General features: G+C 65.0%; 21 protein-coding genes. 4 read left to right on the top strand and 17 right to left on the bottom strand.

Annotated features, from left to right (window positions below; all coding sequences use genetic code 11):
- Positions 1 to 2 precede the first annotated feature (2 nt).
- Together slmA and pabB are read left to right on the top strand one after the other, a co-directional pair.
- On the top strand, positions 3 to 578 hold the full coding sequence (slmA, locus tag BXA07_RS00895; protein WP_076564812.1) for a nucleoid occlusion factor SlmA: 576 nt from the start codon (positions 3 to 5) through the stop codon (positions 576 to 578).
- Between the two features lie 21 nt (positions 579 to 599).
- Positions 600 to 2,435: an aminodeoxychorismate synthase component I gene (pabB, locus tag BXA07_RS00890; RefSeq protein ID WP_076564810.1), complete on the top strand. Its 1,836-nt coding sequence runs from the start codon at positions 600 to 602 to the stop codon at positions 2,433 to 2,435.
- Here pabB and BXA07_RS00885 read toward each other — a convergent pair.
- Both BXA07_RS00885 and BXA07_RS00880 read right to left on the bottom strand, forming a co-directional pair.
- Positions 2,432 to 2,791 carry a DUF1428 domain-containing protein gene (locus tag BXA07_RS00885; protein WP_076565604.1) on the bottom strand — a complete coding sequence of 120 codons (360 nt, stop codon included), beginning with the start codon at positions 2,789 to 2,791 and terminating at the stop codon, positions 2,432 to 2,434. The genes pabB and BXA07_RS00885 overlap by 4 nt on opposite strands.
- 121 nt (positions 2,792 to 2,912) lie before the next feature.
- A complete protein-coding gene (locus BXA07_RS00880) occupies positions 2,913 to 3,500 on the bottom strand; it encodes a glutathione peroxidase (protein ID WP_076565601.1) in 588 nt (195 codons plus the stop codon).
- 176 nt (positions 3,501 to 3,676) lie between these two features.
- On the opposite strand from BXA07_RS00880, the gene BXA07_RS00875 reads away from it, so the two are divergent.
- Positions 3,677 to 4,801, top strand: coding sequence for an extracellular catalytic domain type 2 short-chain-length polyhydroxyalkanoate depolymerase (locus tag BXA07_RS00875; RefSeq protein WP_076564809.1), 1,125 nt, complete (start codon positions 3,677 to 3,679; stop codon positions 4,799 to 4,801).
- 6 nt (positions 4,802 to 4,807) lie between these two features.
- Here BXA07_RS00875 and gabD read toward each other — a convergent pair whose 3' ends face one another.
- The 15 genes from gabD to BXA07_RS00800 all read right to left on the bottom strand — a co-directional run bounded on the left by gabD (position 4,808) and on the right by BXA07_RS00800 (position 22,140).
- Entirely contained in the window at positions 4,808 to 6,262 is a 1,455-nt protein-coding gene (gabD, locus tag BXA07_RS00870) for an NADP-dependent succinate-semialdehyde dehydrogenase (RefSeq protein ID WP_076564807.1), read from the bottom strand.
- A gap of 92 nt (positions 6,263 to 6,354) precedes the next feature.
- Entirely contained in the window at positions 6,355 to 7,197 is an 843-nt protein-coding gene (locus BXA07_RS00865) for a PPK2 family polyphosphate kinase (protein ID WP_076564806.1), read from the bottom strand.
- Positions 7,194 to 7,616 (bottom strand): CoA-binding protein, encoded by a 423-nt coding sequence (locus BXA07_RS00860; RefSeq protein WP_076564804.1) that lies wholly within the window; start codon positions 7,614 to 7,616, stop codon positions 7,194 to 7,196. Before BXA07_RS00860 ends, BXA07_RS00865 begins: the two co-directional genes overlap by 4 nt.
- Before the next feature lie 226 nt (positions 7,617 to 7,842).
- Positions 7,843 to 8,496, bottom strand: coding sequence for a bifunctional 2-keto-4-hydroxyglutarate aldolase/2-keto-3-deoxy-6-phosphogluconate aldolase (locus tag BXA07_RS00855; protein WP_076564803.1), 654 nt, complete (start codon positions 8,494 to 8,496; stop codon positions 7,843 to 7,845).
- A gap of 13 nt (positions 8,497 to 8,509) precedes the next feature.
- The gene (locus BXA07_RS00850; protein WP_076564801.1) at positions 8,510 to 9,403 is read right to left on the bottom strand and encodes an SMP-30/gluconolactonase/LRE family protein; all 894 of its coding nucleotides are present in this window, start codon (positions 9,401 to 9,403) and stop codon (positions 8,510 to 8,512) included.
- Between the two features lie 140 nt (positions 9,404 to 9,543).
- Positions 9,544 to 11,274 carry an L-arabinonate dehydratase gene (araD, locus tag BXA07_RS00845; protein ID WP_076564799.1) on the bottom strand — a complete coding sequence of 577 codons (1,731 nt, stop codon included), beginning with the start codon at positions 11,272 to 11,274 and terminating at the stop codon, positions 9,544 to 9,546.
- Complete coding sequence (locus BXA07_RS00840) at positions 11,271 to 12,284, bottom strand: 2-dehydro-3-deoxygalactonokinase (RefSeq protein ID WP_076564798.1); 1,014 nt, start codon at positions 12,282 to 12,284, stop codon at positions 11,271 to 11,273. Before BXA07_RS00840 ends, araD begins: the two co-directional genes overlap by 4 nt.
- 84 nt (positions 12,285 to 12,368) lie before the next feature.
- The gene (locus tag BXA07_RS00835) at positions 12,369 to 13,142 is read right to left on the bottom strand and encodes an aldose epimerase family protein (protein ID WP_083707978.1); all 774 of its coding nucleotides are present in this window, start codon (positions 13,140 to 13,142) and stop codon (positions 12,369 to 12,371) included.
- Complete coding sequence (locus BXA07_RS00830; RefSeq protein WP_076564795.1) at positions 13,139 to 14,338, bottom strand: XylR family transcriptional regulator; 1,200 nt, start codon at positions 14,336 to 14,338, stop codon at positions 13,139 to 13,141. The genes BXA07_RS00835 and BXA07_RS00830 overlap by 4 nt, the downstream gene beginning before the upstream one ends.
- Positions 14,339 to 14,370: 32 nt before the next feature.
- Positions 14,371 to 15,513 carry a sugar ABC transporter permease gene (locus tag BXA07_RS00825; protein WP_070218947.1) on the bottom strand — a complete coding sequence of 381 codons (1,143 nt, stop codon included), beginning with the start codon at positions 15,511 to 15,513 and terminating at the stop codon, positions 14,371 to 14,373.
- Positions 15,510 to 17,087: a D-xylose ABC transporter ATP-binding protein gene (gene xylG, locus BXA07_RS00820; protein ID WP_076564793.1), complete on the bottom strand. Its 1,578-nt coding sequence runs from the start codon at positions 17,085 to 17,087 to the stop codon at positions 15,510 to 15,512. The genes BXA07_RS00825 and xylG overlap by 4 nt, the downstream gene beginning before the upstream one ends.
- A 74-nt stretch (positions 17,088 to 17,161) precedes the next feature.
- Positions 17,162 to 18,163, bottom strand: coding sequence for a D-xylose ABC transporter substrate-binding protein (gene xylF, locus BXA07_RS00815; RefSeq protein ID WP_076564791.1), 1,002 nt, complete (start codon positions 18,161 to 18,163; stop codon positions 17,162 to 17,164).
- Positions 18,164 to 18,273: 110 nt separating this feature from the next.
- Positions 18,274 to 20,061: an IlvD/Edd family dehydratase gene (locus tag BXA07_RS00810; RefSeq protein WP_076564790.1), complete on the bottom strand. Its 1,788-nt coding sequence runs from the start codon at positions 20,059 to 20,061 to the stop codon at positions 18,274 to 18,276.
- Positions 20,058 to 20,825: a D-xylose 1-dehydrogenase gene (locus tag BXA07_RS00805; RefSeq protein ID WP_076564788.1), complete on the bottom strand. Its 768-nt coding sequence runs from the start codon at positions 20,823 to 20,825 to the stop codon at positions 20,058 to 20,060. The genes BXA07_RS00810 and BXA07_RS00805 overlap by 4 nt, the downstream gene beginning before the upstream one ends.
- A gap of 154 nt (positions 20,826 to 20,979) precedes the next feature.
- The gene (locus BXA07_RS00800; RefSeq protein WP_076564787.1) at positions 20,980 to 22,140 is read right to left on the bottom strand and encodes a fumarylacetoacetate hydrolase family protein; all 1,161 of its coding nucleotides are present in this window, start codon (positions 22,138 to 22,140) and stop codon (positions 20,980 to 20,982) included.
- Positions 22,141 to 22,517: 377 nt separating this feature from the next.
- Here BXA07_RS00800 and chvE point away from each other — a divergent pair, with 377 nt between their 5' ends.
- Complete coding sequence (gene chvE, locus BXA07_RS00795; RefSeq protein WP_076564785.1) at positions 22,518 to 23,594, top strand: multiple monosaccharide ABC transporter substrate-binding protein; 1,077 nt, start codon at positions 22,518 to 22,520, stop codon at positions 23,592 to 23,594.
- Positions 23,595 to 23,621 lie beyond the last annotated feature (27 nt).

Here is a 23,621-nt window from a genome sequence, read left to right as displayed (position 1 = left end):
ATATGGCAAGCACACCGCCGGGCCAACGCAGGCTACAAATTCTTCAGGCCCTCGCCGCAATGCTGGAGCAGCCGAAAGGCGAAAAGATCACCACAGCCGCGCTGGCGGCCAGACTGGCCGTCTCGGAAGCGGCCCTGTACCGCCATTTCGCCAGCAAGGCGCAAATGTTCGAGGGGCTGATCGAATTCATCGAGTCGAGCGTCTTCGGCCTGATCAACCAGATCGCGGAAAAGCACAGCGACGGCATGACGCAGACGCGCGATATCATCGGCATGCTGCTCAATTTCGCCATCAGCAATCCGGGCATGACGCGCGTGCTGATCGGCGACGCCCTGGTCAATGAAGACGAGCGCCTGCAAGTGCGCATGAACCAGTTCTACGACCGCGTGGAACTGGCGCTCAAGCAGGCCTTGCGCGTGGCTGCCACGGAAGGCCATGGCAAGGAAAGCGAAGTGGCGGCGCGCGCCACGCTGATCGTCAGCTTCGTCATCGGACGCTGGCACCGCTACGCCAAGAGCGGCTTCAAGATCAACCCATCCCAGGAAGCGGCGCTGCAAATCGCCATGCTGCTGGGGTAAGTCACCGCCGCGGCTGTCCCCATGCATACCGACTGTTTCGCCCTGCTCGACGACGCCAGCACCCCGGGCGCCGCTTCGCGCCTGTACACGGGCCTGACGGCGGTCCTGCGGTGCAGCAAGGGGGAGCAGTGGCCAGCCCTGCTCGAGGGGCTGCAAGAGGCCTTAAATCGCGGCCAGTACGCCGTCAGCGTGTGCAGCTACGAGCTGGGCGCGCACTTGCTGGCCATGCCGCCGCGCGCCCCTGGCCCAGATGCGCCGCCGCTGGCGCAGGTGCTCGTCTTCGAACATTGCACGCAGCTGTCGCAGGACGACGTGGCACAGTGGCTGGCCGCGCGCGTCCACGCGGACGCCCCGCCGGCCGGTGTGGCAGATATCCGCGCCAATGTGGATCAGGCCGAATTCACGCAAGCACTGCAACACATCCACGACTACATCATGGCCGGCGACACTTATCAGGTCAACTATACGTATCGCTTGCGCTTCGACGCCTTCGGCTCACCCCTGGCCCTGTATGCGCGGCTGCGCGCGCGCCAGCCCGTGCCGTATGGCGCGCTGGTGATGCTGCCCGACGGCGGCGCCCTGCTGTCGCTGTCGCCGGAGCTGTTCGTGCGCCATGCGCAGGGCGAACTGACGGCGCGCCCGATGAAAGGCACGGCGCCGGCAGCCCCGCCTGAACAAACGGACGAAAACGCGCGCCGCGCCGCCGACCTGGCCAGCGACCCGAAGAACCGCGCGGAAAACCTGATGATCGTCGACCTGCTGCGCAACGACATCGGCCGCATCGCCGCCACGGGCTCCGTCAAGGTACCGGCCCTGTTCCAGGTGACGCGCTACAGCAGCGTGCTGCAGATGACGTCCACCGTGCAGGCGCGTTTGCGCGGCGATGCATCGCTGGCCGACATCTTCCAGGCCTTGTATCCGTGCGGCTCGATCACGGGCGCACCCAAGCGCCGCACCATGGAAATCATCGCCGAACTGGAGCCGGCGCCACGCGGCATCTACACGGGCGCCATCGGCTGGTTCGATCCGCCGGCCGCCGGCGCGGCCCACGCCGTAGGCGACTTTTGCATGTCCGTGCCCATCCGCACGCTTGCCCTGCAACCGGCTGGCCCCGGCGGCCTGCGGCGCGGCGAAATGGGCGTAGGCGCCGGCATCGTCCTCGACAGTGACCCGCACGAGGAATTTGCGGAATGCCAGCTCAAGGCCCGCTTCCTGACGGGGCTGAGCAACGACTTCGAACTGTTCGAGACCCTGCACGCCAGCCGCGCCGGCGGCTGCCGCCAGCAGGAGCGCCACCTGGCGCGCCTGGCCGCCTCCTGCGCCTACTTCGGTTTTCACTGGGATGCGGACGCGGCCCGCGCCGCGCTGCAGGCCGCCTGCGCCGCGCGCCCCGACGATGCGCCCTTCCGCCTGCGCCTGGCGCTGCGCCAGGATGGCCGGTTCACGGTGCAAAGCGGCGCCCTCAGCGCCTTGCCGGAGACGGTCAACGTCATGCTGGCGCCCGACGCCACCACAGCAGACGACCTGTTCCTGCGCCACAAGAGCAGCGTGCGCGCGCGCTATGACGCGGCGTGGCGCGCGGCCGAGGCGCAAGGGGGCTTCGACATGCTGTTCTTTAACGAGCGGGGCGAGCTGACGGAGGGCGGGCGCAGCAATGTCTTCGTCCGGCTGGACGGCCGCTGGCACACGCCGCCCCTGTCCTGCGGCCTGCTGCCCGGCGTGCAGCGCGCAACCATGCTGGCCGATCCTGCCTGGGATGCGCAGGAAACCATCATCACGCGCCCCATGCTGGCGCGCGCCGAGGCCATCGTCGTCTGCAATGCGCTGCGCGGGGCGCTGCCTGCTGCTCTTATTTAAAGATCCACACGCATCTCGTAGCCGCCGTAGATCATCCGCTTGCCATCGAACGGCAGCTTGGCCGGGTCCATCATCTCGGCCAGGCGCGGGTCTTTCATGACCTTGTCGTTGATTTCATCGCGCTTGGCGCGCGACTCATACACGATCCAGGAAAACACCACCACTTCGCCATCCTGCAAGTCCACCGCCTGCGGGAACGAAGTCAGCTTGCCCGGCTTGACATCGTCACCCACGCATTCGCGAAATTCCAGCGCCCCATACTCGCGCCAGACGGCGCCGCAGGCGCGCGACATGGCCAGGTAGGCATCGAGCTTGGCTTTCGGTACGGGCACCACAAATCCATCGACATACGCCATGATGATCTCCTTGATGATTGTTTTGACAAACACGAACATCCAGCTTAGGACAATGATGGCAAGACGACAAGCACGGCATTAAAAAAAAGCAGGCGCTCAAGCCTGCTTGTGTATCGGCAACTTACATCGCCAGCGCTTTTTCCACCGCGCCAACGAGCTTCTTGTCGTCCGGCGTCACCTTGCTGGGAAAGCTTTCCACCACTTTACCGTGGCGGTCGATCAGGTATTTATGGAAATTCCAGGCCGGGGTCTTGCCCGTCTGCTTGATCAGGTCCACATACAGCGGGTTCGGATTGGGGCCGGAGACGACGGACTTCGAAAACATGGGGAACTTCACGCCATAGGTGTTGTAGCAGAAATCGGCGATTTCCTTGCTGTTGCCCGGCTCCTGCTTGCCGAAATCGTTCGACGGGAAACCCAGCACCACCAGGCCCTTGCTGCCGTACTTGGCGTACAGCGCTTCCAGCCCTTCATACTGGTTGGTAAAACCGCAATAACTGGCCGTATTGACCACCAGCACGACCTTGCCCGCGTACTGGCACAGGTTTTGCGGCGCTTCATCCTGCAGGCGGTTGAAGGTCTGCTTGAGGATGGCGGGGCAGGCAGCGGGCGCGGCGACGGCGGTTTCAGCGGCATGGGCGGGCACGGCCAGGCTGGTGCCGGCGGCAAGGGTGGTCAGCGCAAACAGCTGGGCAAAGATCTTGGACATGAAGGGCACCATGGTCGAAAAGTAAAAAAACCATTCTATGCCAAACGCCGCGCACGCGTACAAGACGACCGACAACAGCAATAGCTTGAGCGATATCAACGACCGTGCAGTACTTTCCCAAAGCACAGTTTTTTTACCTATGCTCGGCCTTCCTGCCCTTGCCTTGTGGAGTTGCCATGCCCTTCCCGCACCTGACCGCGATACCCGCCGCCCTGCTGGCCGCCAGCCTGCTCATCCTGGCGCCAGCAAGCGCCCACGCCGCCACGGCTGCCAAAGCCGTCAAGCCCGCCGCGACCAAGGACGCCCCCGCCCTGCCCACCTACCAGGCCGACCTGAGCCAGACCACCGTGTCCGGCCTGTCCTCGGGCGGCTTCATGGCGGCGCAGTTTGCCGTCGCCTACTCGGCCACCGTCGCCGGCGCCGGCATCATCGCCGGCGGCCCGTATTTCTGCTCGGGCCAGCCGGGCCGCTTCCCGTATATTCCCTACCTGACGAATGCGCTGACCACCTGCATGAATCCAGGCAGCGCACAGGTGGCGCCGCCCGTCGCCAGCGAATTGCTGCGTGCGGCGAACGATTTTGCGCGCGACCGTCTCATCGACGACACGGCCAACCTGAAACGCCAGCGCGTGTATCTGTTCAGCGGAACGAAAGACCAGACCGTGACGCGGCCGGTGGTGGAACAGGTGGGAAAATTCTATCAACTGGCAGGCACGCCGGCGGCGCAGATCCGCTTCGTCGACACGCTAGGCGCGGGCCACGCCATTTTGACCGACAGCAATCAGGACAAGCCTTGCGCCGTAACGGAATCGCCGTTCATCAACGACTGCGACTACGTCCAGGCGCGCGACATCCTGCAGCACCTGTACCCGGACCTGCAACCGTCGTCGACCACCCTGACGGGCAAGCTGATCGCCTTCAACCAGCGCAGCTTCATCCAGAACGCCTACTCCAGCATGAACAATACGGGCTATGCCTACATCCCGAAAGCCTGCGACAGCGAAAGCTGCCGCGTGCACGTGGTGTTTCACGGCTGCCTGCAAACGACGCAAGCCATCGGCGACCGCTTCTATACCGGCACCGGCTACAACCAGGTGGCGGACGCCAACAAGATCATCGTGCTGTATCCGCAGGCCGAACCGAGCCCCGTCTATCCGTACAACCCGAAAGGCTGCTGGGATTTCTGGGGCTACACCAGCATCAACCCGATCGACCCGGATTTCTACCGCAAGAGCGGCACGCAGATGGAAGCGGTCAAGGGCATGCTGGACCGCCTCGCCGCGCGCCGCGGCTCGCGTTAAGCGGTCTTAGATGCCGCCCATGCAGATGTACTTGATGACGAGATAATCCTCGATACCGTAGGTCGACCCTTCGCGGCCCAGGCCCGATTGCTTGACGCCGCCGAAGGGGGCGATCTCGTTCGAGATCAGGCCCGTGTTGACGCCGACCATGCCCGTTTCCAGGCCTTCTGCCACGCGCCAGATGCGGCCGATGTCGCGCGAATAGAAGTAGGCGGCCAGACCAAATTCCGTGTTGTTGGCCAGGGCGATGACTTCTTCGTCGGTCTTGAAGCGGAACAGGGGCGCCAGCGGCCCGAAGGTTTCCTCGGTGGCCACGCGCATGTCGTTCGTCACGTCGGCGATGATGGTCGGCTCGAAGAAGCCATTGCCCAGTGCATGGCGCTTGCCGCCGGCCAGCAGGCGACCGCCCTTGCCCAGCGCATCGGCCACGTGCTCTTCCACCTTGGCGACGGCCTTGCCGTCGATCAGCGGGCCTTGCGTGACGCCTGCCTCAATGCCATTGCCGACCTTCAGCTTGGCCACGGCCGCCACCAGTTTCTCGGCGAACGCTTCATACACGCTGTCCTGCACGTACAGGCGGTTGGCGCACACGCAGGTCTGGCCTGCGTTGCGGTATTTCGAGGCGATGGCGCCTTCCACGGCCGCATCCAGGTCGGCGTCGTCGAAGACGATGAACGGCGCATTGCCGCCCAGTTCCAGCGACAGTTTCTTGATCGTCGGCGCGCACTGTTCCGCCAGCAAACGGCCCACTTGCGTGGAACCCGTAAACGTCAGTTTGCGCACGATGGGGTTCGACGTCATTTCGCCGCCAATCTCCTTCGGCGCGCCCGTGACGATGCTGAACACGCCGGCCGGCACGCCCGCGCGCTCGGCCAGCACGGCCAGCGCCAGCGCGGAAAACGGCGTCGCTTCGGCCGGCTTCAGGACCATCGGGCAGCCGGCGGCCAAGGCCGGGCCGACTTTGCGCGTGATCATGGCGGCGGGGAAATTCCACGGCGTGATGGCGGCGCACACGCCAATCGGCTCCTTGGTGATGACCAGGCGGCGGTCCGGCCATGGCGACTGCAGCGTATCGCCCGCCACGCGCTTGCCTTCCTCGGCAAACCACTCGATGAACGAGGCGCCGAACTGCACTTCGCCCTTCGCTTCCGGCAGGGGCTTGCCCTGCTCGGTAGTCATGATCAGCGCCAGGTCGTCGGCGTTTTCCAGGATCAGGTCATGCCAGCGGCGCAGCACGGCCGCGCGTTCCTTGGCCGTCTTCTTGCGCCAGGCGGGCCAGGCGGCATTGGCCGCCTCGATGGCGCGGCGCGTCTCGGCTGCGCCCATCAGGGGCACCGTGCCGATATGCTCGCCGGTGGCGGGATTGCTCACATTAATCGTCTGGCCACCATCGGCGTCCATCCAGGCTCCATTCACGTAAGCCTGGTGACGCAACAAGGTAGGATCTTTCAACTGCAGCATATGGATCTCCGGTCTGGTTTGAATTATCGACGAGGGATACTATGCCACAGCGCGGCCGATTCCGCAGGCGCAGCGTTGAACGGCCCTCGCCTCTACTCGACCTTGAAAGACGACAGTTTCGGGTCCGGCGGCGGATAGCCGAGCTTCATCGCCTGCAGGGTTTCCAGCAGCAGCGAGGCCACCACCAGGTTACGCTGCGTCTTGGAATTGGATGGCACCACGTACCACGGCGCGTGATCGGCATCCGTCTCGCGGATCGCCGTTTCATAGGCGCGCTGGTAGCCATCCCACTTCTTGCGCTGGGCGATATCGTTGGGATCGAACTTCCACTGACGGTCGGGATCGTCGAGCCGCTCCTGCAGCCGCCCCCGCTGCTCGTCCTTGGAAATATGCAGGAAGACTTTCAGGATCACGGTGCCCGTTTCGCTCAGCATGCGCTCGAAATCGCGGATCTGCGCGTAGCGGCGCTGGCATTCGGCCTTGTCGATCATGTCCTGCACGCGCGTGATCAGTACATCCTCGTAATGGCTGCGGTTGAAGATGGCGATCTCGCCCTTGACGGGCACGTGCTGGTGCACGCGCCACAGGTAGTCGTGCGCCAGTTCGATATCGGTCGGGCCCTTGAACGCCACGGCGCGGATGCCCATCGGGTTGATATTGCTGAAGATGGCCTTCACCGTGCCATCCTTGCCCGAGGTATCCATGCCCTGCAGGACCAGCAACACCTTCTTTTTGTGCTGCGCATACAGCATGCTCTGGCACTCGGCGATCTGCGCCGTCAGTGCCACGGTTTCCTCGCGGTCCAGCGCCTTGCACTGGGCCGGCGTCAGCTTCTTGTTGGCCGCCTTGGTGGCGGCGCCCAGCAGGCGCTTGCCGGCGAAGTCCTCGTTCAGTTCAAAACCGTGGCCGGCGCGAAATTGCGTGCGCGCCTTCATGCCGCCACCGCCAGCTTGCGGTGCTCGATTTTTGTGCAGTGGTCCATCACCACCTCCAGGCCCGCCGCCCGCGCCAGCTGCGCCGCCTGCTCGTTGATGACGTCGAGCTGCAGCCACAAACAGCCCGCCTTGACGGCGATGGCTTCCTCGGCGATGGGCAGGATATCCGCCGGCTTGCGGAAACAGTCGACGATGTCGATGCGCGCCGGCGCGACGGCAGCCGCAGCCTCCGCCAGGGTGGCATAGGCGCGCTGGCCCAGCACGTCGCGCCCGGCCAGGGCCGGATTGACGGGCAGCACGCGGTAACCATGCCGTAGAAGGTAATCGGCCACCTCGTGGCTGGCGCGTTCGAGCTTGTCGGACATGCCGACGATGGCGATGATGCGGCTGTCTTGCAGGATGCGGGCGATGTTGGGCATATTCGGGTCGTGGTTAAGCGTGCGACATTGCCCGTCTAGCGTAGCAGATTCCCGTCCCGCCGGGAGTTAAGTAACCCCCAATAAATTATTGTGATTTCTGACTTCCATAATCGGCGCTCTGCGGCGTTGCCCGCTGCTAGCAGTGCTCGCACTGCGTCGCAGCAGTCGCCTTGCATAGCATCCGGTTCTGTTCGTCATAAATTGACAATAATTTCCTGAGGATTACTTAGCCAGAAGACTTAGCCGCACGCACGGCCGCCATCTGCGCGACAAAAGCCTGCGCGCGCGCCGTCACGGCCGCGTAATCGCCCGTGGCGCCCGGACCACTGAGGCTGCTGCCGATGCCCACGGCCACGGCGCCGCTGGCAAACCATGCATGCAGGTTCTCCACCGTCACGCCGCCCGTCGGCATCAGCGGCGCTTGCGGCAGGGGCGCGCGCAGGGCCTTGATGTAGGCGGGGCCGAACATCTCGGCGGGGAAGACCTTGACGATGTCGGCGCCCGCCTGCAGGGCCGTGACGATCTCCGTCGGCGTCATCGCCCCCGGCATGGACAGCACCTGGTAGCGCTGGCACAGTGTAATGGTTTCCACGTTCACGCCGGGCGAAATGATGAACTGGGCGCCGGCCAGGATGGCGGCGCGCGCCGTCTCCGTATCGAGCACCGTGCCCGCGCCCAGCAGCACGTCATGGCCGTGGCGTTCGCGCAAGGTGCGCAGCACGCCCAGGGTATCGGGCGTGGTGAACGCCACTTCCAGCGCCGTGATGCCGCCGGCGATGCACGCCTCGGCGATCTGCAGCGCCGCATCGGGCGAGGCGGCGCGCACGATACCGACCATGCCCCGATCGAGGATGCCATTGAAAACCACGTGCTTTTGCATCTGCTCTCTCCTGTCAGGCCGGCAGGGCGCCAAAGCGCACTTCCGGCAAACCGCGCACGCCCACCTGGCGCGCATGAAACAATCCGCCGGCCAGCGGTTCGCCCGCCAGCTGGGCCGGGGTCAAGCTTTCCTGCGCCGTCGTGACGAACAATTCGTCGTAGTGCGGGCCGCCCAGGCTCACGCAGCTGGGCTGCGAGACGGGCAAGGCTATCGCCCGTTCGACGCTGCCGTCCGGCGCGAAGCGCAAGACCCTGCCGGCGCCCCACTGCGCGCTCCACAAGTGGTCATCCGCATCGATGGTGGCGCCGTCGGCGGCACCCGGCCCCGGATCGAGCACGGCAAACACGCGCACCCGGCTGGCGTCGCCGCCCAGGTAATCATCCCAGCGGTAGATCGCCTTCTTCATCGAATCGCAGAAATACATGGCCCTGCCATCGACGCTGAAGCAGATGCTGTTCGAGATGGCGATCTGCGGCAGCGGCAGCCGTTCCAGGCTCAAGTCCAGGTTGAGGCGGTAGAAGCTGGCGATGGCATCGCGGCACGGGCGTTCATCGAGCGTGCCGAAGACAAAGCGTCCCTGGCGGTCGCAGCGGCCATCATTCAGGCGCGTCATGGGCAGGTCGCCCTCCACCGTGTGCAAGGGCGTGACGGCCCCGCTGCGCGCGTCGAACCACGCCAGGCGCGAGGCCAGGCCCAGCAGCAGCACGTCGTCGCGCTCCGTCAGCGCGAAACAGGCCAGGCGCTCGGGCATGTCCCAACGCTGGCGTTCGCCCGTGGCCAGCACCAGCGCATGCAGCTGGCAGCCTTCGATATTCGTCCAGAAAACGCGGCCGCTGCGTTCGCACCAGCGCACGCCCTCGCCCAGGAAATTCTGCGCATCGACCAGTAATTGTGCCTGTGTCCCCATCATTTTTCCTTTATTAACTTAACGCATGATAAAACCGTCGCGAGCGGAAGTCAGTTGTGGCCGAGACGCGCAACTGTGCTTGAGCACAGTGAGCATCGAGGCCGCAAATGACGACGCGCAGCAGGTTTGATCGTGCGTTATCAATGTGACTCGCGCGGAACGGCCGAACCGCGGCAGCCGACGAGGAAATCGAGGTCCGCGCCTTCGTCGGCCTGCGTCACGTGCTTGATGTACATGGACTGGTAGCCGCCCTTCATGGCCGGTGGCGGCGCGCTCCACTCGGCGCGCCGGCGCGCCAGCTCGGCCTCGTCGACGTCCAGGTGCAAGCGCCGTCCCGCCACGTCCAGTTCGATCATGTCGCCGTCGCGCACCAGCGCCAGCGGCCCGCCCACGGCCGCTTCCGGGGCCACGTGCAGCACCACCGTGCCGTAGGCCGTGCCGCTCATGCGCGCGTCCGAGATGCGCACCATGTCGCGCACGCCCTGCTCCAGCAGTTTTTTCGGCAATCCCATATTGCCCACTTCGGCCATGCCCGGATAGCCCTGCGGGCCGCAATTTTGCAGCACCATCACGCAGCTGGCGTCGATGTCGAGCGCGGGATCGTCGACGCGCTTTTTGTAATGCTCGATGCTGTTGAAGACGACGGCGCGGCCACGGTGCTGCATCAGCTCGGGCGAGGCGGCCGAGGGCTTGATGACGGCGCCGCGCGGGGCCAGGTTGCCCTGCAGGACGGCGATGCCGCCTTCGTCCTTGAATGGCTGCGCCAGCGGCGTGATTACTTCGGGATTGAAATTTTCCGCCTCGGCCACGTTGACGGCCATGGTCGCGCCCGTGACGGTGAGCGCCTCGCCATGCAATTTTCCCAGCAGGTCGCGGATGATCACGGGCAGGCCGCCAGCATAGTAAAAGTCTTCCATCAGGTACTGGCCCGACGGCATCAGGTTGAGCAAACAGGGAATGTCGCGGCCCAGGCGGTCCCAGTCGCCCAGGCGCATGTCCACGCCGATGCGCCCGGCAATGGCCAGCAGGTGGATCACGGCATTGGTCGAGCCGCCGATGGCGCCATTGACCATGATGGCGTTTTCAAACGCTTCGCGCGTGAGGATCTGCGACAGTTTCAGGTCTTCATGCACCATGTCGACGATGCGCCGGCCCGTCAGCTGCGCCTGCAGCTTGCGGCGCGCATCGACGGCGGGAATGGCCGCGTTGCCGGGCAGGGTCACGCCCAGCGCTTCGACCATGCTGGCCATGGTCGATGCCGTGCCCATGGTCATGCAGTGGCCGGCGGAGCGCGACATGCACGATTCGGCCTGCTTGAATTCGTTTGAGGTCATGCGCCCGGCGCGCACGTCTTCGGAAAACTTCCACACGTCCGTGCCCGAGCCGATCGGCTTGCCCCGGTAATTCCCGTTCAGCATGGGGCCGCCCGACAGCACGATGGTGGGCAAATCCACGCTGGCCGCGCCCATCAGCAAGGCCGGTGTGGTCTTGTCGCAGCCCGTCAGCAGCACCACGCCGTCGATCGGGTTGGCGCGGATCGATTCCTCGACATCCATGCTGGCCAGGTTACGGAACAGCATGGCCGTCGGGCGCAGATTCGTCTCGCCCAGTGACATGACGGGAAATTCGACGGGAAAGCCGCCCGCTTCGAGCACGCCGCGCTTGACCATCTCGGCCAGGTCGCGAAAATGGCCATTGCAGGGCGTCAGTTCGGACCAGGTATTGCAGATGCCGATGACGGGACGGCCATCGAAAGCGTCGCCGGGATAACCCTGGTTCTTCATCCAGCTGCGGTGAATGAAACTGTCCTTGTCATCGCCGCCAAACCACGCTTGCGAACGCAAGGGACGCTTGTTCTTGTTGCTGCTCATACGGTCTCCTGCGGGGAAATCAAGCCGCGCGCGGCGGCGATCAGCAGCGCACCGTGACCGGCCAGATGGTCTTGCTGCTGGTCGTCGACGATGATGCGCTTGCCATAAAAAAATCCGTGTTCCTCGATCAGCAGCCCGAGCGCCTGGCGCAGCATGGGCTTGCCGGTAATGACGAGCGGCGTATCGGGCCGCATCTGGATGGCGGTGCTGTTGCGCAGCGCCAGCAGGTCGCCGCTGAGGACGGCGCCCATCAGGAAATTGGCCCGCTCGTTGCATTCGATGGCGCTGAACTGGCCCAGGGTGCGCACGCTGAAGCAGGCGCGCGCCAGCCCCGTTTTTTGCGCCGCGGCCGCGCCGGCCAGCAGCATTTTCGGCACCAGGGTCTGGGCAAAACCGCCATCGACCGATTGCTTGATCAGGGTGTGCTGCGTGATCGCCTGCAGCAATTCCCCGGCGATGGTGGTGCTGCAGCCGAGGATGCGGCGCTGCTCGTCGACGCTGATCAGTTTGGTATGCGAACCGGGCATGATCAGGGTCGCCGCGCCGCGCAACTGCAGGCGCTCGAGCAGCGCGACGACTTCCGTCTCTTCGCCGCGCATCATGTCCATCGCTTCGACGTTATGCAGGCCGACGGCGCCATGCTGGTTGCGCACGCCGGGAATCAGCCACAGGGGCTGCGCCAGCACGTCGGGCAAGTCCACCGCATGCATGCCTTGGGCCAGCTGGGCCAGGCCGGCGGGCGCGGGCAAATGCGGCACTTCCTGTACCCCCATGGGCGAACTGATCATGCCCGAAGCGAGCGCCAGGTCCACGGCCGACGGCGCGATGCCGGCGCTGGCCAGCACGCTGGCGATGGTGTCGCGCAGCGCCTGTTTCAGCGCGCCGTTATGGCCATCGATGGCGGTATTGCGCACGCCCGTTTCCAGCTGCGCCTGGGCGACGACGGCACCGCCGCGCCACAGCAAGGTACGCGTATTGGTGGTGCCGGCATCGATGGTGAGTATGTTCATGGGCAGGTTCGCAGCGTCGGTAAGGGCAAAAATAAATGAGGGAAAAACTACCTCATGGTAGAACTGCCCCGCATATCTGACCAATCACTTATTTGACATCATTGATACCGGTTCGGATATGTCAAACGCATCGATATCCTGCACGCCCAAACGGTAGGCGAGCTGGAACCGCTTCACCTGTCCCGGCTGCAATTGCACGCCCTGCGCCAGCAGGGAAAAACAGCGCGCATCGGAATACAGATGGCAGCTGTCCTGGGTGCTGGAAAAACGCAGGACGCGGCCCGAGGCGGGGTCGGCAACCCGCGCCGCCTCGCGCAGCTGGCCGCTGCCCGTCCAGTAAAAGTCATGCCGGAATCCCGCCGATTGCGCCAGCGCGGGCCAGGCCAGGCGCGAAGCGAGCGGCGCCGGCTGGCGGAAGTCAAACGCGCTGCCGGCCACATCGAGCGCAGCGTCGCCCGCGCAGCCGCCGGACCAAGGCCGGTAACGGTCCGCCGCCAGACGCAGCACATGGTCGCCCACGGCGGCGCGGCCGCCCTGCAGATTGAAGCGGGGCGCGGCAAGCGCAAAACGGGAAACCGCATCGGCCGTGGCGGCGCAGTCCAGGTGCAGGCTGCCATCGTCGTCAAGCCGGTAGGCCAGTCGCACCGACAGGCCGTCCTGCGCCAGGCGCAGCAGCAAGCAGCCGTCGTCCGGCGGGTCGCACCGCCAGCCCGTGGACGCGTGCGCCGCAGAGGGTGCCGCGCCCAGCACGTCGGCCAGGCGGCCATAACGGTCGGGCGCCCACCAGGCCCGCACGCTGGCATCGTGCGCGTCGATAGCCACGCGCATGCCGCGCGCATTGCGCAGCAGATGCATCATGGTGCCTGCCCGGGCGCTGGCGGCGGCCGGCTGCGCTGCTGGAATTCGCGCGGCGTGCAGCCGAGTTCGCGCTTGAAGACCGCATGCATGTACTGCACCGTGGTAAAGCCGCAACGCACGGCCACCTCGGCCACCTGTCCCGGACCGCGCGCCAGCAGGGTCTTGGCCGCATCGAGCTTGAAATGCAGGATCTCGTCGTGCACGCTGCGCCCCAGCTCGTGGCGGAAGTGCGCTTCGAGCGAAGAGCGCGACACGCCCACGTAATCGGCAACCTGCTCCGTCTTGATGCCCTGGCAGGCGTACTGGCGGATGAAGTGGCGCGCCTGCATCACCTGCGGATGCTGGAAGGGCTGGTGGCGCGTGGACGCGAGCACGTTCAGGCCGGCCGGCGGCACGAGGATGCGCGTGCCGGACAGGCGCGCGCCGTTGAGCATCTGGTGCAGCAAATGCGCGGCCGTGCGGCCCATTTCCTCGGTGCCCTGGATCACGGAACTCAAGGGAATGCGCGTAAGCATGCGTGCCAGCGGGTCGTTGTCGATGCCGATCAGGGCCACTTGCTCCGGCACGGCGATCCCCGCGTGCATGCACGCTTGCAGCAGCTGGCGCGCGCGCGCATCGCTCACGGCGATGATGCCGACGGGCTTTTCCAGGCTGTTGAGCCAGGCGATCTGCTGCTCCACCGCCTCGTCCCAAGACGGCGCGCTGGTGGCCACGCCCCGGTACACGTCGGCGCGCATGTGGTCGCGCTCCATCAGGGCGCAAAACGCTGTTTCCCGTTCCTGCGCCCAGCGGTTGACATCGGCCTCGGGCAGGCTGAAACAGGCAAAGCGGCTCAGGCCCGCTACCACCAGGTGTTCATAGGCCAGCTTGACGATCTTGAAATTATCGGTCGCCACATACGGGATGCCGGCCGGGTAATCGTCCTCGCGCGCATACGAGCCGCCCACGGCCACCACGGGCAGGCGGCTGTTTGACAGCGCCGCGCAGACGGCGGGATCGTCGAAATCGGCGATGATGCCGTCGCCCTGCCAGCGCTCGATGCCGGGCAGGCGGCAGCGGAAATCCTCTTCCAGGAACAGGTCCCACGACACGCGCGTGGTGTTCAGGTAGGCGGCGATGCCCGCGATGATGTCGCGGTCGTAGATTTTATTCCCGTTAAACAGCAGCGCGATCCGGTGCGCGGTCGGCATCTTCATGGTGTCTCCTCCCGTGCCAGATCGTTTCACGGCTATCTGCGTCCGGCTCGCGTGCTGACATCGACCCACACGGCGAGGGTGAGGATACTGCCTTTCACGATCATCTGCCAGTAGGTGTCCACGTCCAGCATGGACATGCCGTTATCGAGGCTGGCCATGACCAGCGCGCCGATCAGGGCGCCGTACACGGTGCCCGAGCCGCCGCGCATCGAGGTGCCCCCGATGAAGCAGGCAGCGATGGCGTCGAGTTCGCTGAAGGTGCCGGCCGACGGCGAACCGGCCGCCAGGCGGCCCGTGTTGATCAGGCCAGCGAGCGCGCACATCAGGCCCATGATGCCGAAGATCCACAGCTTGACGGCTTTGACGTTGATGCCGGACAGGCGCGTCGCTTCCATATTGCTGCCGACGGCGTAGATGCGGCGGCCGAACACGGTCTGGCTGGTGATGTAGCTGAACAGTCCCAGCAAGGCCAGCAGCAGCAGCACGGGCAGCGGAATGCCTTCATAGCCGTTCAGGGTCCGCACGAAGGCATACAGCACGGCGCCGATGACGGCCAGGCGCAGGCCGTCCGCCCACGGCGCCGTCTGCGGCAAGCCGTGCTGCGCGCGGCTGGCGCGCGCGCGCCACGTCAGGAAGGCGGCCAGCAGGAACAGGCCGATGCCCAGCACGATGCCGGGCACCGCGGGCAGGTAGCCCTGCCCCAGGTAGACCATCGGCTCGGAGACGGGCGCGATCGTGATGCCGCCCGTGATGCCCAGCAGGATGCCCCGATACGCGAGCATGCCGCCCAGGCCGACGATGAAGGACGGGATGCCCCGGTACGCCGTCAGGTAGCCATTCAAGAGGCCGATCACCAGGCCGCAGCCCAGCACCGCCATCAGGTTCAGCGCCAGCGGCCAGTGCTGCGTGACGTCCAGCACGGCGGCGATGCCGCCGAGTAGCCCCAGCAGGGAGCCGATCGACAGGTCGATCTCGCCGGCGATAATCACCAGCACCATGCCGCAGGCGAGGATGCCGGTGACGGACATCTGGCGCAGCAGGTTCGACAGGTTGCGCGGCGTGAGGAAGCTGCCCTCCGTTTTCCACGAAAAGAAGGCCCAGATCAGCGCCACGGCGATCAGCAGGGCCAGCATCTTGTATTGGGTGAACAGCTGTTTGATACTGTGCGGTTTCATGCTGCGGGTTCCTTGTTTGCGGTGTTGGCGGCGGGCGCCGGGCGCTGGTCCAGCGCCGCCGCCAGCACGGTTTCCTGGCTCAGGCCATCGTTGATAAAGTCGCCGCGCAGGCGGCCTTCGCCCATCACCAGCACGCGGTCGGACACGCCCAGCACTTCGGCCAGTTCCGACGAGACCATGATGATGGCCACGCCCCGGTCGGCCAGCGCCAGCATCAGTTTGTAGATTTCATATTTGGCGCCTACGTCCACGCCGCGCGTGGGCTCGTCGAGGATCAGCACGCGCGGGCGCGTCAGCAGCATCTTGGCCAGCACGGCCTTTTGCTGGTTGCCGCCCGACAGGCTCGTAATGGGCAGCGACGGGCTGGCCGCCTTCAGTTCCAGCTGCGCGATCTCGCCGCGCACGGCCTTCAATTCCGCCTCGCCATCGATGCGCGTGGCGCGCGCAAATTCCTCCAGCACGGCCAGGGTGATGTTCTGCCCCACGTCCAGATCCGGCACGATGCCGTGGTGCTTGCGGTCTTCCGGCACCATGGCCAGGCCCATGGAAATCGCCTTTTGCGGGGACGAAGTGTCGATGCGGCGGCCATCGAGCCACACTTCGGCCTGGCACGGCCCCTGGTAGGCGCCGAACAGGGCCGAGACGAGCTCCGTGCGCCCTGCCCCCACCAGGCCGGCGATGCCGAGGATCTCGCCCTTGCGCAGGGTGAACGACACATCGTCGACCCGCTTGCGCTGCGGGTTGTCGGCGTCGATGCACGTCACGTGGCGCGCCTCGAACAGCACTTCGCCGATGGCGCCTTTTTTCTCAGGCGAGCGCTGCGGATACAGCTGGCTCATTTCGCGGCCCACCATTTGCGCGATGATGCGCTCGACGTTCATCTGCGCCATCGGCGTGGTGGCGATATGCTTGCCGTCGCGGATGACGACGATGGTGTCGCAGATGGCCGCCACTTCATCGAGCTTGTGAGAAATGTAGATGCAGGTGACGCCCTTGGCCTTCAGCGCGCGCAGGATATCGAGCAGCACGGCGATTTCCGAGGCCGTCAGCGACGACGACGGCTCGTCGAGTATCAGCAATCGCGCGTTCTTGTTGAGCGCCTTGGCGATTTCCACCAGCTGCTGGTGGCCGCCGCCATAGTTCATGACCGGCATCGCCACGTTCAGCTCGGGTATCTTCAATTCGCGCAGCAGCTCGTCGGCGCGCTTGTACATGGCCGCGTAATGCATGCGCCCGCCGGGCAAGGTAAGCTCGCGGCCCATGAAGATATTCTCGGCCACGGACAACTGCGGCACCAGCATCAGTTCCTGGTGGATGATGATGATGCCCGCGTCTTCCGTGTCGCGGATCGATTGCGCGCGCAGGGGCTGGCCATCCCACAGGATCTCGCCGTCCCAGGTGCCGTGCGGGTACACGCCGGAAAGCACCTTCATCAGGGTCGACTTGCCGGCGCCATTCTCGCCGCACAAGCCGATGCACTCGCCGGCCCGCACCTGGAGGTCGATGCCGTCGAGCGCGCGGACACCGCCAAACTGTTTGACGATGCCTTTCATTTCAAGCAAAAATTCAGACATCTGAGCTCACATTCATTGACCAGGAAGAAGGCGTAGGTCGGGTTAGCGCGCAGCGCGTAACCCGACACCACCACTTAATTAGCCAGCTGCGCCTTGGTATAGAAGCCGTCGTCGACGAGAATGTTCACATTCGCCTTGGTCAAGGGCGTGGGTTTGAGCAGCACGGTGCTGACTTTTTTCAGGCCGTTGTCATAGCTGGAGTTGTAGGCCGGCTTTTCATTGCGTGCCAGTTGCACGGCCAGCTTGGCCGCTTCGGCGGCGATGGTTTTCAGGGGTTTGTAGACGGTCATCGACTGCGTGCCGGCGATGACGCGTTTGACCGCCGCCAGATCGGCGTCCTGGCCCGAGACAGGCACCTTGCCGGCCAGTTTTTGCGCGGCCAGGGCCTGGATGGCGCCGCCGGCCGTGCCGTCGTTCGAGGCGACGATGGCGTCGATCTTGTTGCCGTTGGCCGTCAGCGCGTTTTCCACGATGGACAGCGCTTCGGTGGCGCTCCAGTCCTTCACCCACTGCTGGCCGACGATCTTGATGTCGCCCTTGTCGATGAACGGTTTGAGCACCTTCATCTGGCCTTCGCGCAGCATCTTGGCGTTGTTGTCGGTCGGCGAACCGCCCAGCAAATAGTAATTGCCCTTCGGCTGCAGCTTGGTCACGCCTTCGGCCTGCATTTCGCCCACTTTCTCGTTGTCGAACGAGATATACGCATCGATATCGGCGTTCAGGATCAGGCGGTCATACGACAGCACCTTGATGCCGGCCTTTTTCGCTTCCTTGACGGTGTTGTTGAGCACCGTGGCGTTGAACGGCACGATCACCAGCACATCCACGCCGCGCGAGATCAGGTTTTCGATCTGCGAAATCTGGCGCTGCTCGCTGGCGTCGGCCGACTGCACGAAGACCTTGGCGCCCTGCTTTTCGGCGGCGGCGATGAAGAAATCGCGGTCGCGCGTCCAGCGTTCCACGCGCAAGTCGTCGATGGAAAAACCGATCTTCGGGTTTTTCGCATCGGCCAGGGCGGCGCTGCTGCTCAATGCCAGCATGGCGGTCATGATGGCTGCACTGATGATCTTGTTCATTGTGTGTCTCCTTGTGGATTTTATTAACAACGTTTTTTGAACTGCGGGGTACTTCTAAAATCACGTCGGGTTACGCGCGCAGCGCTAACCCGACCTACGTGCTGCGACTGCTAATGGTTGTGACGCGGCAGGGTCTGGCCCACGGCGCGGTATTTCAGGGCCAGTTCCATGCAGGCGCCCGTTTCGAGCTGGCCCACGCTGGCGCGGTAGATTTCCTGCCACGGCGTGGCGCTGTCGTTGACGGGCGGCGGCAGTTCCTGGGCGCGGCGCGCCAGTTCCTGTGCATCAACCAGCATGCCGCACTGGCCCCCGTTCAGGTCCACGCGGATGATGTCGCCCGTGCGCAACAGCGCCAGGCCGCCGCCGACGGCGCTTTCCGGCGACGCGTTCAGGATCGAGGGGCTGTCCGAGGTGCCCGACTGGCGCCCGTCGCCCAGGGTTGGCAGGTTCAAAATGCCGGCCTTCAGCAAGGCGTCGGGCGGCTGCATGTTGACCACCTCGGCCGAACCGGGCCAGCCCACGGGACCGGCGCCGCGCATGACCAGCATGCAGCTGTCGTCGATATTGAGCGCCGGGTCGTTGATGCGCGCGTGATAGTCGCTTGAACCGTCAAAGACGATGGCGCGCGCCTCGAACACGCCCTCGCTGCCGGGGCGCGAAAGGTAGCGCTCGCGGAAAGCGGGCGAGATCACGCTGGTCTTCATGATGGCGAAGTCGAACAGGTTGCCCTGCAAGGCCATGAAACCGGCCTTTTCCTTCAGCGGCGCGGCAAACGGGCGGATCATCTCGCGGTCCGCGCTCTCGCGGCCTTGCAAGTTGGCCGCCATGCTCTGGCCAGTGACCGTCAAGCGGTCCGCGTGCAGCAGGCCCGCCTGCTGCAGCTCCCACATCACGGCCGGCACGCCGCCGGCGCGGTGGAAGCGCTCGCCCAGATACTTCCCGGCCGGCTGCATGTTCAACAGCAGCGGCACGTCGTAGCCGTGCGCCATCCAGTCGCTCGAGTGCAATGCCACGCCCGCATGGCGCGCCATGGCCATCAGGTGCGGCTGGGCGTTGGTGGAGCCGCCGATGGCCGCGTTGACGATGATGGCGTCCAGGAAGGCCTCGCGCGTGAGGATGCTTGAAGGACGGACGTCCTCGAACGCCATGTCGACGATGCGGCGCCCCGTTGCATAGGCGATCTGGCCACGCTCGCGGTACGGCGCGGGGATGGCCGAGCAGCCCGTCAGGGACATGCCCAGCGCCTCGGCCAGCGCATTCATGGTCGATGCCGTGCCCATCGTGTTGCAGTGGCCGGCCGACGGCGCCGAGGCGGCGGCGATCTGCAGGAATTTGTCATTGTCGATCAAGCCGGCGGACAGCTGGCGGCGGCCCTTCCAGATGGCCGCGCCGGAGCCGACCAGTTCGCCGTCCATCCAGCCGTCAAGCATGGGGCCGCCCGACAGCACGATGGCGGGAATGTCCACCGTGGCGGCGGCCATCAATTGCGCCGGCGTGGTCTTGTCGCAGCCCGTCGTCAGCACCACGGCGTCGATCGGATAGCCATGCAGGATTTCCACCAGACCCAGATACGCGAGGTTGCGGTCCAGCGCGGCCGTGGGACGGCGGCAGTTCTCGAAAATCGGGTGCAGCGGGAATTCCATCGGGATGCCGCCCGCGTCGCGGATGCCGTCGCGCACGCGCTGGGCCAGCTCCAGGTGGATGCGGTTGCAGGGACTGATATCGCTGCCGCTTTGCGCAATGCCGATGATGGGCCGGCCCGAACGCAGTTCCTCGGCCGTGATACCGTAGTTCATGAAGCGCTCGAGGTACAGCGCCGTCATGTCGATGTGGTCGGGATTGTCGAACCAGTCCTGCGAGCGGAAGCGCCGCGCCTGGCGGTTGCCTGGGGTGCTCATGCGCCGTACCAGCCTGCGTCGACATAGTATTCGCGTCCCGCGCACTTGGCCGCGTTGTCGGACGCGAGGAACAGCGCCAGCGCCGCCACGTCTTCCGGCTCCACGCGCAGCTGCAGGCATTGTCCCTGCAGGATCACGGCTTCCGCTTCCGGCGTATGCCACAGCCGCTCCTGGCGCGGCGTACGCACGGCGCCGGGAATGATGCAGTTGACGCGGATGCCGTCGGCACCCAGGTCGCGCGCCAAGCCGCGCGTCAGGCCCTCGATGCCGGCTTTCGCCGTCATGTAGATCGACAGGTTGGCCTGCGCCAGGTGCCAGGAAATCGAGCCCAGGTTGAGGATCACGCCGCTGCCCTTGGCGCGCATGGCCGGCGCCACTGCCTGGGCGCAGAAATACTGGTGGCGCAGGTTGACGGCCATGCGCTCGTCCCAGTAGACGGGCGTGACGTCCTGCAGCTGGTGGCGGTCGTCATTGGCCGCGTTGTTGATGAGGATATCCGTGGCGCCCGCGCTGTGTTCAATCTCGGCGAAGGTGGCGGCCAGGGCTGCCAGGTCCGTCAGGTCGCAATAGCGGAACACGGGCGGCTGCGGCAGGTGGGCCAGCTTTTCCTGCAGCGCCAGCGACGCTTCGCGGGCGATGTCGAGGAAGGTGACGTGGGCGCCCTGGCGCGCGAACGCCTCGACGATGGCCACGCCGATGCCGGTGCCGCCGCCCGTGATGACGACGCGCTGGCCTGCCAGGCTGGGGTAAGTTGCATGCTGCATGGTATCTCTCTTTTTAGGAACGCTTAACCAAACCTACTGCGCGTCGAGATTTGCGGCCTCCGATGCTCACTGTGCATGCGCACAGCTCCGCTTCTCAGCCACAACTCTCATCCGCTCGCTACGGTTTTGTTAAAGGTTCGAAGTTAATAAATAATTAAAGCAAACCGCGGCGGGCCAGGTTCTGGTACAGCGCGCGCACGCCGAACGTCCAGGGGGCAATCGCATCGCAGCGCTGCACTTCGTTGACCAGCGCGCCCAGCGCGGCGCTGGCAATCGTCACGCGGTCGCCCAGGTGGTGCGTGAAGCCGCCACCCTGCGCGCCACGGTCCTTCACGGGCGAGAACATGGTCCCCAGGAACAGCATGAAGCCGTCCGGGTATTGGTGGTACTGGCCTGCCGTCTGGCGCACCAGGTCGAGCGGGTCGCGGCTGATCTCACGCATGAAGCTGGCGCCTTCGAGCACAAAGCCGTCGTCCCCGCCCTCGATCAGCAGCGACACTTCCGCCTGGCGCACGGTGTCGAGCGTAAAGCCTTCGTCGAACAGGCGGATGAAGGGGCCGATGGCGCAGGAGCCGTTGTTATCCTTGGCCTTGCCCAGCAAGAGGGCGCTGCGCCCTTCGATATCGCGCAGGTTGACGTCGTTGCCCAAGGTCGCCCCCAGCACCTCGCCGCGGCTGTTGACAGCCAGGACGATCTCCGGCTCCGGGTTGTTCCAGGCGGACGATGGCAGCAAGCCCACCTGCGCGCCGCAGCCCACCGACGACATCGGCTGCGCCTTGGTAAACACTTCCGCATCGGGACCGATACCCACTTCCATGTATTGCGACCAGGCGCCGCGCTGCTGCAGCTGCTGTTTCAGGCGCTGCGCCGCCTCCGAGCCGGGTTTCAAGGCCGACAAATCGCCGCCCAGGGTCATTTGCAGCGCAGTGCGCAAGCTCGCGGCGCGCGCCGCGTCGCCACCCGCCTGTTCCTCGATCACCCGTTCCAACAAGCTGACGGCGAAGGTCACGCCGCAGGCCTTCACGGCCTGCAGGTCGCACGGCGCCAGCAGCAAAGGCTCGCCGGCCGGCGCGGCCAGCGCCTGATCCAGCAGCGCCTGCACGGGGCCGAGCGCGATGCCGGGCGCATGGCGGGCGATATCGAGCGCATCGCTGCGTTCGAACAGCTCGGCCACCGTCGCCACCGTCTGCGTGATGTCGACCACCTCGCCGCCGCGCACGGCGACGACGCAGGGGCCGTCGCGCCAGAGACGGCCGACGAGGAGGGCCTGCGCCAGGTCGGCGGGCAACAGGGAGGCGGGGGAAATCGGCTGCATGGCAAGCTTTCAAAAGGTCGTGACGGGATGGCCGGTCTTCAAGTTCGGACCGATTCTGCGCGCCGCCATGGGGCACCGCAATTACGAAAATCACCAAATTGGATGATGATTATTGGTATTGCGGCGCACCAAAAAGTGCCTGGATAAAGCCCTGCGCAGGCGTCCTTTCACGCATCTGGGGCAGGCCCTTTTGCGCATCGCATCAATCGGATCAGCGATACCGTTTTGGATATCGGCGATGCGAAAAAAGTGATTGGTGGGCTTGGTATGGACAAACTAGTATCAGCCGTGGCCCAGATGCGGCCATCGGCACGGAGCCGGCCCACAGAGACCGCGACGCCCGCACATTCACACTCAAAAGACGGTGGAGACCCGAAATGAAAACAACAATGAAAATGCTGGCCGCTAGCCTGGTGCTGGCGACGTCCGGCATGGCAGTCACTCCCATGGCGAATGCCGCAGACAAGGGCGCCATCGGCATTTCGATGCCGACCAAATCCTCGATGCGCTGGATCGCCGATGGCGACAACATGGTCAAGGTATTCAAGGAGCGCGGCTACAAGACGGACTTGCAGTTTGCCGACGACGATATCCCGAACCAGCTGGCGCAGGTGGAAAACATGATCACCAAGGGCGCCAAGGTGCTGGTGATCGCCGCCATCGACGGCACCACCTTGTCGAACGTGCTGCAAAAGGCGGCCGACAAGGGCATCAAGGTCATTTCGTATGACCGTCTGATCCGCGGCACGAAAAACATCGATTACTACGCCACATTCGACAACTTCCAGGTCGGCGTGCTGCAAGCGGGCTATATCGAATCGGCGCTGAAACTCAAGGAAGGCAAGGGTCCGTTCAATATCGAACTGTTCGGCGGCTCGGCAGACGACAACAATGCGCACTTCTTCTACAACGGCGCGCTGTCGGTCCTGAAACCATACATCGACAGCGGCAAGCTGGTGGTGCGCTCGAAGCAGATGGGCATGGACAAGGTCGCCACGCTGCGCTGGGACGGCGCCGTGGCGCAGGCCCGCATGGACAACCTGCTCAGCGCCTACTACGGCAATGCGCGCGTCGACGCGGTGCTGTCGCCGTATGACGGCTTGAGCATCGGCATCCTGTCCTCGCTCAAGGGCGTCGGCTACGGCACGCCGAAACAGCCGTTCCCCGTCGTGACGGGCCAGGATGCGGAAATTCCGTCGGTGAAATCGATCATCCGCGGCGAACAGGCATCGACCGTGTTCAAGGACACGCGCGAACTGGCCAAGGTCACGGCCAATATGGTCGACGCGATGATGAGCGGCAAGACGCCGGCCGTCAACGATACCAAGACCTATAACAACGGCGTGAAGGTCGTGCCGTCCTACCTGTTGAAACCGGTCACCGTCGACAAGGCGAACTGGAAGCAGGTGCTCGTCACCGGCAGCGGCTACTACACGGAAGCGCAAGTGAAATAAGCATCCAAGGTACTGAAGGCCCGGCAC

Source organism: Janthinobacterium sp. TND4EL3 (assembly GCF_900156175.1).
Lineage (GTDB): Bacteria > Pseudomonadota > Gammaproteobacteria > Burkholderiales > Burkholderiaceae_D > Janthinobacterium.
This window is presented reverse-complemented; position numbering and strand designations above follow the sequence as displayed.

Coding starts and splice junctions, on each gene's coding strand:
- BXA07_RS00885 (WP_076565604.1), bottom strand. CDS start 2,791: ATGGCGTATGTCGATGGATTTGTGGTGCCCGTACCGAAAGCCAAGCTC.
- BXA07_RS00805 (WP_076564788.1), bottom strand. CDS start 20,825: ATGCAGCATGCAACTTACCCCAGCCTGGCAGGCCAGCGCGTCGTCATC.
- BXA07_RS00830 (WP_076564795.1), bottom strand. CDS start 14,338: ATGAAGATGCCGACCGCGCACCGGATCGCGCTGCTGTTTAACGGGAAT.
- BXA07_RS00800 (WP_076564787.1), bottom strand. CDS start 22,140: ATGCAGCCGATTTCCCCCGCCTCCCTGTTGCCCGCCGACCTGGCGCAG.
- pabB (WP_076564810.1), top strand. CDS start 600: ATGCATACCGACTGTTTCGCCCTGCTCGACGACGCCAGCACCCCGGGC.
- BXA07_RS00825 (WP_070218947.1), bottom strand. CDS start 15,513: ATGAAACCGCACAGTATCAAACAGCTGTTCACCCAATACAAGATGCTG.
- BXA07_RS00855 (WP_076564803.1), bottom strand. CDS start 8,496: ATGCAAAAGCACGTGGTTTTCAATGGCATCCTCGATCGGGGCATGGTC.
- xylG (WP_076564793.1), bottom strand. CDS start 17,087: ATGTCTGAATTTTTGCTTGAAATGAAAGGCATCGTCAAACAGTTTGGC.
- BXA07_RS00875 (WP_076564809.1), top strand. CDS start 3,677: ATGCCCTTCCCGCACCTGACCGCGATACCCGCCGCCCTGCTGGCCGCC.
- BXA07_RS00835 (WP_083707978.1), bottom strand. CDS start 13,142: ATGATGCATCTGCTGCGCAATGCGCGCGGCATGCGCGTGGCTATCGAC.
- BXA07_RS00880 (WP_076565601.1), bottom strand. CDS start 3,500: ATGTCCAAGATCTTTGCCCAGCTGTTTGCGCTGACCACCCTTGCCGCC.
- BXA07_RS00860 (WP_076564804.1), bottom strand. CDS start 7,616: ATGCCCAACATCGCCCGCATCCTGCAAGACAGCCGCATCATCGCCATC.
- BXA07_RS00850 (WP_076564801.1), bottom strand. CDS start 9,403: ATGGGGACACAGGCACAATTACTGGTCGATGCGCAGAATTTCCTGGGC.
- BXA07_RS00840 (WP_076564798.1), bottom strand. CDS start 12,284: ATGAACATACTCACCATCGATGCCGGCACCACCAATACGCGTACCTTG.
- chvE (WP_076564785.1), top strand. CDS start 22,518: ATGAAAACAACAATGAAAATGCTGGCCGCTAGCCTGGTGCTGGCGACG.
- xylF (WP_076564791.1), bottom strand. CDS start 18,163: ATGAACAAGATCATCAGTGCAGCCATCATGACCGCCATGCTGGCATTG.
- BXA07_RS00810 (WP_076564790.1), bottom strand. CDS start 20,061: ATGAGCACCCCAGGCAACCGCCAGGCGCGGCGCTTCCGCTCGCAGGAC.
- slmA (WP_076564812.1), top strand. CDS start 3: ATGGCAAGCACACCGCCGGGCCAACGCAGGCTACAAATTCTTCAGGCC.
- araD (WP_076564799.1), bottom strand. CDS start 11,274: ATGAGCAGCAACAAGAACAAGCGTCCCTTGCGTTCGCAAGCGTGGTTT.
- BXA07_RS00865 (WP_076564806.1), bottom strand. CDS start 7,197: ATGAAGGCGCGCACGCAATTTCGCGCCGGCCACGGTTTTGAACTGAAC.
- gabD (WP_076564807.1), bottom strand. CDS start 6,262: ATGCTGCAGTTGAAAGATCCTACCTTGTTGCGTCACCAGGCTTACGTG.